An 11584-nucleotide genomic window follows, 5' to 3' on the forward strand; every position below is an offset into this window, starting at 1 on the left:
GGACTCAGTTGACCCACTACAACTACCCGGACCAGCAGCAACAGCCGCAACCTCAGCAGCAGCTCGCCGGCCAGTTCGCCCAGCGGTTCCAGCTCCTGGCCACCAACATCGAGCGCATCATCCGGGGCAAGCACGAGGCCATCGAGCTGGCCCTGGTCTGCCTGTTCGCCGAGGGGCACCTGCTCGTGGAGGACGTCCCCGGCACCGGCAAGACCACGCTGGCCCGCTCGCTCGCGGCCAGCGTGGACGCGGAGTGGCGGCGCATCCAGTTCACCCCCGACCTGCTGCCCAGCGACATCACCGGCGTGTCGATCTTCAATCAGGCGCACCAGAAGTTCGAGTTCCACCACGGGCCGGTCTTCGCCAACATCGTGCTCGCCGACGAGATCAACCGGGCCTCCCCGAAGACCCAGGCCGCGCTGCTGGAGGTCATGGAGGAGCGCCGGGTCACGGTGGACGCCGAGCCGCACCCGGTGCCCCGGCCGTTCCTGGTGGTGGCCACGCAGAACCCGGTGGACATGGACGGCACGTACCCGCTGCCCGAGGCCCAGCTCGACCGGTTCCTGATGAAGATCTCCGTCGGGTACCCCGACCACGTCTCCGAGGTCGAGGTGCTCAAGGGCATGCCGACGGGGCCGCAGGTCGAGCGGCTGCCGGTGGTGGCGCGGGCGTCGGACGTGGCCGGGATGATCGACTTCGCCTCGCGGATCCACGTGGCCGATCCGGTCTACGACTACATCGTGGCGCTGTGCGGCGCCACCCGTACCAGCCCGCACCTGCGGCTCGGCGCCAGCCCCCGTGGCAGCCTGGCGCTGCTGCGCGCGGCGCGCGTCAAGGCGGCCGCGGCCGGGCGGCACTTCGTGGTGCCGGAGGACGTGAAGGCGCTGGCCGTACCGGTGCTGGCGCACCGCCTGATCCTCACGCCGGAGGCCGAGCTGCGCGAGGTTACCGGGGCCGCCGTGCTCGGCGAGATCCTCGCCGGGATGCCGGTGCCGCAGGCGGCCTAGGTGCACCCCTCGCCACCCGCCGCCCGGACGCGGCTCACCGCGGTGCTGACCCCGCTGGGCCGGGGCACGCTGGCCGGGGCCGTCGTGCTGTACGCGGCGGGGTTCGCGCTCGGCTACCCCGAACCCGTCGTGCTCGCCACCGGCGCGCTGCTCGCGCTGGCCACGGCCCTGGCGTGGACCGCTCCGCGGCCCAGGCTGGAGGTCCACCGGGAGGTCACGCCGCTCAAGGTGCCGCGCGGGGACGCCGCCGTGGCCGTCCTGAACGTGACCAACCTCGGCCGCCGCAGGCTGTCGGGGCTGCGCGCCCAGGACCGGATCGGCGCCTCCGAGCACACGATCGACCTGCCCAGGCTGCCCAAGGGGGCCGGGCGCACGGTCACGTACGCGCTGCCGACCGGGGCGCGCGGGGAGATCCCGGTCGGGCCCCTCATGCTCGTCCGCGCCGACCCGTTCGGGCTCACCCGCCGGGTCCGCGAGTACGGCCTGCCCGCCACCCTCCTGGTACGCCCCCGCACGGTCGCCCTGCCCGTCCCGCCCTCCGGCAAGGCCCACCACCTGGAGGGCCCGGTCAGCGACAACGCCCCCAGCGGCACGGTCACCTTCCACACCCTGCGCGAATACGTGCTGGGCGACGACCTGCGCCACGTCCACTGGCGATCCAGCGCCCGCACGGGCACGCTCATGGTCCGCCAGCTCATCGACGCCAGCCTGCCGACCACGACGATCCTGCTCGACACGCGAGGTCTGACCGAGCCCGCGGTGGACGCCGCCGCCTCGGTCGCGGTGGCCGCCGCCCGGGCCGGTTACCCCGTACGCGTCCTGACCGGCGACGGCGCCCTACCGGGCAGCAGGCCGGACAGCAGGCCCGATACCAGGACGGACGCCGAGACGGTTCTGGACCGGCTGGCCCTGGTGACGGCGGGCACGTCGGGGGTCTCGGAGGCGCTGCGGGCGGCGCGCGGCGGCGGCTCGCTGGTGCTGGTGACGGGCGATCCCTCGGAGGCGGGCCGGGTCGCGGGGGTGCGGCGCCGCTTCGACCGCGTCATCTGCGTGTACGTGGGCACCGCCCCCGCCCCGGCCGCCCCGCCGGGCGTGCGGCTCATCCGCATCACGTCCCTGGACGAGCTCCCGCTCGCATGGGGGGCCCGATGACGTCGGGCGGCCACGGCCGGGCGGCCGCGCGCCGCCGCCCGCCGACCGGGCCGCGGGCGCGGGAGGGGTCGATGTGGCGTCGCCTGGCCGGGCTCGCGCTGGTCGCGGCCACGGCCGCCACGGCCGGATGGGGTTTCCACCGCGTCTTCCCGGGCGCCGAGCTGCTGCTCGCCGTGATCCCCGCCGCCACGGCCCCCGCGATCGTCGCCGCCCTCACCCGCGCCCGCCCCCTCTGGCTGGCCCTTGCCCTGGACCTGGTCCTCTGGCTGGCCGGAACCGTCCCCCTCTACCGGACCCTCACCCCCGCCCTCCTGACGGACGTCGCCGACTCCTGGCACGCCCTGCTCACCACGCTCCTCCCCGCCCAGCCCGACCCCGAGCTCCTGGTCCTCGTCCACACGCTCGTCTGGGCGGCCGCCACCGTCGGCGCGGAGACCCTGAACCGCACCGGGACGAGGATCGCCGCCGCCGTCCCCGCCCTGGTCGTGTACGGCGTTGCCCTCCTCCTCGGCGTGGACGGCACGGGCTCCAACGTCCTCGTCACGGGCGCGCTGTTCGTGCTCATCGCCGCCCTCGCCCTCCTCCGCGACGACCGCCCGCCGGCCTGGCTGCTGGCGGGGATCCCGGTGGCCGCCGCCCTGGCCGCGCTGGCGCTGGTCGCGGGCCCCCTCCTGCCGATCGCCGCCCAGCCGTACAACCCCCGGGACGACGCCGACCTGCCCCCGCCGGTGCGCGTGGACAGCGTCAGCCCGCTCGACCGCGTCTCGGCGTGGTTGCAGATCCCCGACCGCGACCTGTTCACCGTCAAGGCGGACAAGCCGCTCAACTGGCGGCTGGCCGTGCTCGACCGGTACGACGGCGTGCGCTGGACGTCCGCGGCCCGCTTCCAGCCCACCGGCGGCCGGGTCCCGGCGGGGGAGTGGACGGGCGAGGCGGACGTCGTACACCAGGAGGTGACCTTCGACGGCCTGCCCGGCACCTGGCTGCCCGCCGCCGAGCGGCCGCAGGAGGTCACCGGCGTGCGCGGCCTGGCCGTGGACCCCGGCAGCGGGGCGCTGCTGGCCGCCGCCAAGCCCGCCAAGGGGTCCGGGTACGAGGTGACCTCGCGCGTGCCCAAGCCGTCCAAGCGGGACCTGCTCGCCGCCACCCCCGTGTCCGACCCGGCCCTGACCGCCTTCCCCGACGCCCCCCAGGAGCGGCTCTTCCGCAGGCTCGCCCAGGAGGCCACCGAGGGCGCCGACGCGCCGATCAAGCAGGCGTACCGGCTCCAGAGCTACCTGCGCACCAACGCCACCTACGACGTCACCGCGCCGCCCGGCCACTCGCTCAAGGGGCTGGAGTTCTTCCTGCAGACCACGCACCGGGGGACGTCGGAGCAGTTCGCGGCCACGTTCGCGCTCATGGCCAGGACGCTCGGGCTGCCGTCGCGGGTGGTCGTGGGGTTCCGGCCGGGGCAGGCGTCCGGCGGGGTGTACCACGTCAAGTCGGGGCACGTGATGGCGTGGGCGGAGATCAAGTTCGACGGGCTGGGCTGGCGGCCGTTCTATCCCACGCCGGGCCGCGGCGGCGCCAAGGACGACCACGACGTCGTGTCCTCGGCGATCGAGGAGAGCGAGGAGCTGGAGGACGAGTTCGCCAAGGGCGGCAGCGACCGGCCCACGACGTCCCGGCCGCAGGCCACGGGCCAGGACGAGCAGGCCGCGCCGGGCCTGTCCCCGTGGACGGTCGCGGCGGCGGCGGGCGGCGGGCTGCTGGTGGCGTACGCGGTCGTGGTCGTCGTGGTGCCGTGGCGGCGCCGGCGCAACCGCCGCCGGGCACCGGGAGCCGAGCAGCGGGTGCTCGGCGCCTGGCGGCAGACGTGCGACGACCTGGGGCTGAGCAGGGAGCCCACGCTGACGGCGGGCGACGTGGTGTCCCGCGAACCGGGCGAGATCTCAACACATCTCCGGCCGTTGGCCGAAATTTCCAACTTCATCAGGTACGCCCCCGAATCCGGCACCGAAGCGGCGGCCACCGAGGCGTGGCGGCACAGCGACGCCATCCGCCGGGCCGTACGAGCCCGCACCCCCGTCATGGCCCGCCTGCGCGACCGCCTCCTCCTGAGATGATGCGCGCGTGAGAAGCGTCGAGGCCCAGCTCCTGCACCGCCCGCCCGGCCTGGCCGCGGGCGAGATCGTCCGGCACCTGGCGGCCATGCAGGCCCAGGACGTCCCCTCCGCGTTCCTCGCCTTCCGCGCCCGCTCGGCCACCCTCACCCCGGCCGACGTCGAGGCCGCCTGGCAGGCCCGCGAGATCGTCAGGACGTGGGGCCCGCGCGGCACCCTGCACTTCGTCCACGCCGACGACCTGCCGTGGATCCACGCCCTCACCCGCCCCGCCACGAACATCCTGCGCCGCCTCGCCGAGGAGGGGGTCACCGGCGACGACCTGCTCCCGCTGATCACCCGCGCCCTGGCCGGCCAGGGCCCCCTCACCAAGGCCGACCTGGAGGAACGCCTCAAGGGCCGGGCCCAGGGCCAGGGCATCGTGCACCTGGTGGCGCTGGCCGCCCACCACGGCCTGGCCGTCCTCGGTCCGCTGCGCGCCGGCAAGCCCACGTACGTGCACGCCGCCGACTGGCTCGGGGCCCCCGTCACCCGCGAGCCCGACCGGGAGCGCGCGCTGAAGGAACTGGCCACCCGCTACCGCCGCGCCCACCACCCCGCCACCCCCGAGGATCTGGCCGCCTGGTCCGGCCTGCCGCTCGGCGAGTCCCGCACCGCCTGGCGGCTGAGCGGCCACCCCACGCCGCCCCCGGAGGAGCCCCCGGTGGTCCGCCTCGCCCCCGCCTTCGACGAGTACGTCATGGGCTGGCGCAGCAGGGACCCCGTCCTGGCCGCCGAACACGCGAGGAAGGTGTTCCCCGGAGGTGGCATCCTGCGCCCGGTCGTGCTGGTGGACGGCGTGATCAGGGGCGTGTGGGGGCGGAAGGGCGCCCAGGTGACCGTGCAGCCGTTCGGCGAGCTCCCCGACCTGTCCGACGAGACAGCCGACGTGCGCCGCTTCCTGGAAGCGTGAAAGCAGATCCGTGTATCGGGTGATAACAGATGACCACTGATACATCGGAAGGTTGCACATGACGGGGGAGACCATCGCGGCCACGGTGCCCTGGGCGGCCCGCGCGCCCGGGATCCTGGACGGCGCCCTGCACGACACCCTGCACGACACCCTGCACGACACCCTGCACGACACCCTGCACGACACAGAGGCGTTCGCCGCCGTGTTCGACGCCCACTTCGGCGAGATCCACGCCTACGTCGCCCAGCGGCTCGGCCCCGACCTCGCCGAGGACATCGTCGCCGAGACGTTCCTCACCGCGTTCCGCAAGCGCGCCCAGTACGACCCGTCCCGCGCCGGGGTGCGCGCCTGGCTGTACGGCATCGCCACGAACCTCATCGGCAAGCACCGCCGCCTGGAGGCCCGTACGCTGCGCGCGCTCGGACGCTTCGGCCCCGACACCGACTCGCCGGGCCACGAGGAGTCTGTGGCCGTGCGGGTCAGCGCCCAGAGCCTGCGGCCGGAGTTGGCCGCCGCCCTGGCCGGCCTGGACCGGCGCGACCGCGACGTCCTGCTGCTGGTCGCGCTCGCCGGGCTCAGCCACGACGAGATCGCCACGGCGCTCGGCATCCCGTACGGCACCGTCGGCTCCCGGCTGAACCGGGCCCGCAGGAAGCTGCGCGCCCTGCTCGGGGAGGTGGCCGCCGGTGGATGAGCTGATCCGCGAGCTGTACGGCGAGCCGCGCCCGGACCCGCGGGCCCAGCACCGGGTGTGGCGCCGGGTCACGGCCCGGCGCCGGCGCCGGCGGCTGACCTGGCTGGCGATCCCCGTCGCCGCGGCCCTCGCCGGGATCGTCCTCTACGCGACCCCGCCCGAGCAGCCGATGGAGGCGGGCCGGACGATCCTGCTCACGGCCGCCACCTCGGCCGCGTCCACCGCTTCCGGGGGCACCTACTGGCACGTCAGGAAACTGCACGACGGCGGCAGGGAGACCGAGCTCTGGGTGACCAGGCAGGGCCGGGCATGGACCGCCGAGCAGGGCCGGGTCAGCCGGGTCACCGGCCGCTCGCCGTTCAGCATGGCGGGGCGCGACCTGACGTACGAGCAGATCCGGGCCCTGCCGTCCGACGCCGCCGCGCTGCGCGAGCGCGTGGCCGCGATGCTGCCCCCGGGCTCTGCCGGGCTGCTCGCCGACGCGCTCGGCGGCCTGCTGTGGACCAAGCCGTCCGCGCCCGGCGTGCGCGCCGCCGCCTACCGGGCGCTGGCCGACCTGCCGGAGGTCCGCTACCTGGGCGCCGCCACGGACGCGCGGGGGCGCGCCGGGGAGGCGTTCGCGTTCGGCCTGCCCTCCGGCGTCGAGCGGACCCTGATCATCGACCCGGCCTCCTCACAGGTGCTGTCCAGCGTGGACGGCACCGGGAGCTCCGAGATCGTCCTCACCGCGGGCTGGACCGACCAGGGTCCCGCCTGAAGCCCGCCTTCTGACGCGCCGCGCGCGGGACGGTGGGTCTCGCGCGCCCTGAAACTGGAGCCAAGACGTGTTCTGGCGTGCCCGCACGACCTCCGGCAGGGCCATCTGCCTGAGCGACCAGTTCCCACAGACCAAGGTGGAGGAGGTGATGCGCGGCCTGGTGACGTTCGTCGGGCTGCCGCCCGTCCGGCTCAATCCCGGCGGGGAGATCGACTGGACCGCGAACCCGCACGGAAACCGCTCCTGGGCCCTGAACCTGCACGCGCTGCGCTGGCTGGGCCGCCTGGTCGCCGAGTACGAGCGCACGGGCGCCCAGGCGTACCTCGACCGCGCCGCCACCGTGGCCGACCACTGGCTGCGCTCGAACCCCCGCGGCGCCCGCGGCATCAGCCCATGGGCGTGGGCCGAGCACGCGGTCGCCCTGCGCGCCCCGGTGCTGGTGTGCCTGAGCGAGCACGTACGAACCGGGCGCCTCTGGGACGGCCTCGCCGAGCACGGCGAGATCCTGGCCGACGCCTCGCTCTACCGCGAGGGCCACAACCACGGTCTGGACCAGGACATCGCACTGCTGGTCGTCGGCTGCCGCCTGGGCCGGGCGCGCTGGCGGGACCTGGCCGTACGCCGGATGACCGCCTCGGCCGAGCTCGCCATCGACGCCCAGGGAGTCCTGCACGAGCAGGCCCCCCGCTACGGCCTGTACGTGCACCGCCGCCTCGGCGTCGCCCTGCGCGCCATCCGTGAGAGCGGGGCCGAGCTCCCGGAGCGGCTGGTGGCCAGGCGGCGGGCGCTGGAGGCGTACGTGTCGCACGCCACCCGGCCCGACGGCCGCCTCGTCCCCATCGGCGACAGCCCCGCCGACACCCGCGCGGACGGCTTCCCCATGTCGGGCCCGCCGGTGCGGGTCTTCGACGGCGGCTACGTCTTCGGCAGGACCGCCTGGAACGACCCGGCAGCCACCCACTACTCGATCAGATTCGGCCCCGGCCGCCGCCTCCACGGCCACGAGGACCACCTGGGTATCACGTACTTCGCTCACGGCCGCCCGATCCTGGTGGAGGCCGGGTTCCACTCCTACGAACGCACCGGCTACGTCGACTGGACGCGCTCCCCGGAGGCCCACAACGTCCCCATCCCCACCACCGCCCCCTTCCACCCCGGCACCCCCACCGACCTGCTGGCTTCCTCCATCACCCCGTCACACCAGTCGTTCACCCTGGCCGACGACGCCTACGCCGTCCGCCGGACCCGCCACATCCTGATCACCCACAACCCGCCCATGCTCGCCGTGGCGGACTCGGTCCCCTCAGGCGCCCTGCGCAGCCTGTGGCACTTCGACCCGACCCTCGGAGTCCTGTCCCAGCGCGACGGAGCGGTGGTCCTGGGTGACGACGGCGGCTTCCGGGTGACCCTGCTCCAGTCTCCCGGCCCGGGCCAGGCGATACGGCCGGGCCTGGTCGCGACGGGCTACCTGCGCACGGCCGAGAACGTCACCGTGCTGTCCCCGGAGGCGGCGACCGTGCTGACGGTGATCGTGCCTCATCCGCCCGGGTAGCGGCGTCACCCGGGCGGGGTCAGAGCCAGTCGCGGCGTTTGAAAACGGTGTACAGCACCAGGCAGACGGCCCCCATGAGCACGACGGCGAACGGATAGCCGAACGCCCAGTGCGTCTCCGGCATGAAGTCGAAGTTCATCCCGTAGATGGTCCCGACCAGCGTCGGGGCGAAGAGGATGGCCGCCCACGCCGAGATCTTCTTGACCTCCTCGCCCTGCCGGATGCTGGCCTCGGTCATCCGCGCCATCTCCGCGTTCTGGGCCTGCGTCACCAGCGTCGAGTTGACGACCAGGATGTTCTGCAACATCTGGCGGAACGACGAGATCCGCTCGGTCACCGTGATCGCGTGGTCGGCCACGTCACGCAGGTAGCTCTGCAGCTCGTCGGTCACCCCGTACTTCCGCGCCCCCGCGATGAACCCGTGGATCATCCCGACCAGCGGCGCCGTGGCCCGCTGGAACTCGATCACCTCGCCCGACAGCTCGTACACGCGCCGCGACACCGACGGGTCGCCGCCGAAGACCTGGACCTCGATCTCCTCGATGTCCTTCTGCAGCCCGGCCACCACCGGCGCGTAGCCGTCGACGACGGCGTCGAGGATGGCGTACAGGACGGCCTGCGGGCCCTGCCGCAGCAGGTCGGGGTCGGACTCCATGCGCTTGCGCACGGAGTGCAGGTTGGGCGCCTCCGCGTGGCGTACGGTGATCACGAAGTTGGGGCCGACGAAGACGTGCACCTCGCCGAACGCGACCTCCTCCACGTCGTCCAGGTAGCGGGCGGCCCGCAGCACCACGAACAGCGTGTCGCCGTAGCGGTCGGCCTTGGGCCGCTGGGAGCCGACGATGGCGTCCTCCAGCGCCAGCTCGTGCAGCTCGAACTCCTCGCCGAGCTTGAGCAGCTCCCGCTCCTTCGGCCGGTAGAGCCCGATCCAGGCCATGGCCTCGGGCATCTGCTTGAGGCGTTCGAAGGCGTCGGCGAGCGAGCCGGGGTTGTCGACCCGCTCGCCGTTCCGGTAGATGGCGTTGTCGATGACCGTGGGCCGGTAGGGTCGCGTCTCCGTGGCACGCGGGTCCATCGAGTGCTCGGGCGCTTCCTCGCGTACGTCTCCGCTGCGCCTGAACCCCTTCACCCTGGCCATGGAAAACCCTCCACTAACGCCTCATGACGGACGGAACTCTTCGAGCTGTCGTGTCGCGCGGTCCCTGATGCTCTTGCGCCACATGGGTGTCCAGCCGAACAGCAGCCCGTGCGGCTTGCCCAGCGCCATCTTCGACCACCGCTTGAAGTCGAACTCGTCGTGGTGGCGGACGATCAGGTCGTCCTCGAACCTGAACAGGGCGTCGATCTCGTTGACGACCTCACGTCCGGTGCTGGAGAAGGTGTAGTGGGCCGTCCAGTGCGCGGTGCCGCTGAAGTCGCCGGCCGTCACGTCGCGGTATTCGGACTTCAGCCCGTTACGCACTCCGAGCTGCAGCCGCCACATGCTCATCACCCTGTCGCGCCCCTCGACCTCCTGGAAGATGGGATCACCGAAGCTGACCTCAGGGTGGTAGCAGCGCTCCATGGCCGCGAAGTCAGCGCGCCCCAGAGCGTCGTAGAAGGCGCTGATGAGCGCCACGTGCCGATCGTTCACCCCTCTATCAGATCATGGCCGCACCGTTGTGCCAGCAGACGGCCCGTAGCCAGGCGTCGCCGAGGTCGAGGCGGGCCAGCGCGTCGAGCTGATGGGCATATGGGTACGGGATGGTCGGGAAGTCACTGCCGAGCACCACCTTCCCCGCCAGCCCGAGATCAAGCAGCGCGGGCCGCAGCCGGGCCGGGAACGGCATGCCCCGCTCGCTGAAATCGGTGAACGCCATCGTCGTGTCCAGCGCCACCCGCTCGTGGCGCGCGGCGAGCTCGAAGAACGCGTCGTACTCCGGCATCCCCAGATGCGCGATCACCACCCGCAGCGCCGGATGGTCGCGCAGCACCTCACTGATCGGCCCCGGCCCGACGTACCCACCCGGTACGGGCACCGAACTGGCGTGCACCACCACCGGCACCCCCGCCTCGGCCAGCAGCCCCCACACCTCGTCCAGCTCGGGAGCCCGCGGATCGAACCCGCCCACCTGCAGGTGCACCTTGAAGATCCTGGCCCCGTCCGCCAGCGCCCGCCGCACGTACGCCACCACCCCTGGCTCGGGGAAGAAGGTCGCCGACGGGAGGCATCCAGGTGTCCGCCGGGCGAAGTCCAGGGTCCAGGCGTTGAGATCGGGCGCCATGTCGGGCTTGTGCGCGTAGGCGAGGGCGGGGAACGAGCGCACCCCCAGCTCCCGCAACCGCTCGACCCGCTGCTCGACCGGCCACTGGTACGCGATCCGCCACCCGTCGCCCATGAGCGGCCCGCCGTGGTCGAAGTGGTGCCACACCCGCCGTTCCATCCGCTCGGGCAGGAAGTGCACGTGCAGATCGATCAGCCCCGGCAGGCCCAGCCCGCCCCACCAGCCGGGCACCCGCGCGTCAGAATCCGGTTCTGTCACCACGGTGCCGACCTTACCGACACGCCCCCTGCGGGAGCGCCCTTCTCATAGGAAGGACCGAGCCCGGGAAGGGTGCCGAGAGGCTAGGGTTTCTCCTCGATGGACAAGTTCTGGGCGCACCTCATCAAGGTTCAGCCTGACCCCGACCCCTGGATCGTGGGGGTCTCGGCGCTGGCCGCGTTAGTGATCGTCGGCTTCCGCATGCCCTGGCAGGTCTCCAGGGGGCTGATCACGATCGCCCACGAGGGCGGCCACGCGCTGATGGCGCTGGTCACCCGGCGCAAGCTCGAGGGCATCCGCCTGCACTCCGACACCTCCGGCGTGACGCTGACCAGGGGCAGGCCCACCGGCCCCGGCATGGTCCTGACCGCGCTCGCGGGCTACCTGGCGCCGCCGCTGCTGGGGCTGGCCGCCGCGTGGCTGACCGAGCAGGGCCGCATCACGCTGCTGATCTGGACCGTGCTGCTGTTCCTGGTCTGCATGCTGCTGCTGATCCGCAACCTGTACGGCGCGCTGATCCTCCTGGTCACCGGCGGCGCGGTGTTCGCGTTGATCATGTACGCGCCGGCCGACGTCCAGCAGGTCGTGGCCCTGGTCGCGGTGTGGTTCCTGCTGTTCGGCGGGATCCGGCCGATCATCGAGCTGCAGCGCAAGCGGAGCCGGCGGCAGGCCAGGGACTCCGACGCCGACCAGCTCGCCCGGCTGACGTTCCTGCCCGGCGGGTTCTACGTGTTCTTCTTCCTGCTGATTTCTGTGGTGTCCATGGCGTTCGGCGCTTACCTCATGAACCCGCTCTAGTCTCGAAATTTCGCACTAAACTCCTCAGCAACAGGGGGAGAGTGG

11 protein-coding genes are annotated in these 11584 nt (G+C 73.1%); 8 read left to right on the top strand and 3 right to left on the bottom strand.

Annotated features, from left to right (window positions below; all coding sequences use genetic code 11):
- Nucleotides 1-8 precede the first annotated feature (8 nt).
- From ACBJ59_RS59605 to ACBJ59_RS59635, 7 genes are all read left to right on the top strand, one after another.
- The gene (locus ACBJ59_RS59605) at nt 9-1007 is read left to right on the top strand and encodes an AAA family ATPase (RefSeq protein ID WP_375118810.1); all 999 of its coding nucleotides are present in this window, start codon (nt 9-11) and stop codon (nt 1005-1007) included.
- The gene (locus tag ACBJ59_RS59610; RefSeq protein ID WP_375118811.1) at nt 1008-2159 is read left to right on the top strand and encodes a DUF58 domain-containing protein; all 1152 of its coding nucleotides are present in this window, start codon (nt 1008-1010) and stop codon (nt 2157-2159) included.
- A complete protein-coding gene (locus ACBJ59_RS59615) occupies nt 2156-4267 on the top strand; it encodes a DUF3488 and transglutaminase-like domain-containing protein (RefSeq protein WP_375118812.1) in 2112 nt (703 codons plus the stop codon). The genes ACBJ59_RS59610 and ACBJ59_RS59615 overlap by 4 nt, the downstream gene beginning before the upstream one ends.
- Nucleotides 4268-4274: 7 nt before the next feature.
- A complete protein-coding gene (locus ACBJ59_RS59620) occupies nt 4275-5216 on the top strand; it encodes a winged helix DNA-binding domain-containing protein (RefSeq protein WP_375118813.1) in 942 nt (313 codons plus the stop codon).
- A gap of 58 nt (nt 5217-5274) precedes the next feature.
- Entirely contained in the window at nt 5275-5910 is a 636-nt protein-coding gene (locus tag ACBJ59_RS59625; RefSeq protein ID WP_375118814.1) for an RNA polymerase sigma factor, read from the top strand.
- Nucleotides 5903-6667 (top strand): hypothetical protein, encoded by a 765-nt coding sequence (locus ACBJ59_RS59630; RefSeq protein WP_375118815.1) that lies wholly within the window; start codon nt 5903-5905, stop codon nt 6665-6667. The genes ACBJ59_RS59625 and ACBJ59_RS59630 overlap by 8 nt, the downstream gene beginning before the upstream one ends.
- 67 nt (nt 6668-6734) lie before the next feature.
- Entirely contained in the window at nt 6735-8219 is a 1485-nt protein-coding gene (locus ACBJ59_RS59635; RefSeq protein WP_375118816.1) for a heparinase II/III family protein, read from the top strand.
- Between the two features lie 19 nt (nt 8220-8238).
- Here ACBJ59_RS59635 and corA read toward each other — a convergent pair whose 3' ends face one another.
- The 3 genes from corA to ACBJ59_RS59650 are packed head-to-tail and all read right to left on the bottom strand — an operon-like array spanning nt 8239 to nt 10741.
- Nucleotides 8239-9357: a magnesium/cobalt transporter CorA gene (corA, locus tag ACBJ59_RS59640; RefSeq protein WP_375118817.1), complete on the bottom strand. Its 1119-nt coding sequence runs from the start codon at nt 9355-9357 to the stop codon at nt 8239-8241.
- 21 nt (nt 9358-9378) lie between these two features.
- The gene (locus tag ACBJ59_RS59645) at nt 9379-9852 is read right to left on the bottom strand and encodes a nuclear transport factor 2 family protein (RefSeq protein ID WP_375118818.1); all 474 of its coding nucleotides are present in this window, start codon (nt 9850-9852) and stop codon (nt 9379-9381) included.
- 7 nt (nt 9853-9859) lie between these two features.
- Nucleotides 9860-10741 (bottom strand): amidohydrolase family protein, encoded by an 882-nt coding sequence (locus tag ACBJ59_RS59650; protein WP_375118834.1) that lies wholly within the window; start codon nt 10739-10741, stop codon nt 9860-9862.
- Between the two features lie 99 nt (nt 10742-10840).
- Here ACBJ59_RS59650 and ACBJ59_RS59655 point away from each other — a divergent pair, with 99 nt between their 5' ends.
- Nucleotides 10841-11539 (top strand): M50 family metallopeptidase, encoded by a 699-nt coding sequence (locus ACBJ59_RS59655; protein WP_364117543.1) that lies wholly within the window; start codon nt 10841-10843, stop codon nt 11537-11539.
- Nucleotides 11540-11584 lie beyond the last annotated feature (45 nt).

It is taken from the genome of Nonomuraea sp. MTCD27 (assembly GCF_041950495.1).
Classification (GTDB): domain Bacteria; phylum Actinomycetota; class Actinomycetes; order Streptosporangiales; family Streptosporangiaceae; genus Nonomuraea.

What these genes read in the sequence shown, in the direction of transcription:
- ACBJ59_RS59615 (WP_375118812.1), top strand. Translation starts at nt 2,156, where the DNA reads ATGACGTCGGGCGGCCACGGCCGGGCGGCCGCGCGCCGCCGCCCGCCG.
- ACBJ59_RS59625 (WP_375118814.1), top strand. Translation starts at nt 5,275, where the DNA reads ATGACGGGGGAGACCATCGCGGCCACGGTGCCCTGGGCGGCCCGCGCG.
- ACBJ59_RS59655 (WP_364117543.1), top strand. Translation starts at nt 10,841, where the DNA reads ATGGACAAGTTCTGGGCGCACCTCATCAAGGTTCAGCCTGACCCCGAC.
- corA (WP_375118817.1), bottom strand. Translation starts at nt 9,357, where the DNA reads ATGGCCAGGGTGAAGGGGTTCAGGCGCAGCGGAGACGTACGCGAGGAA.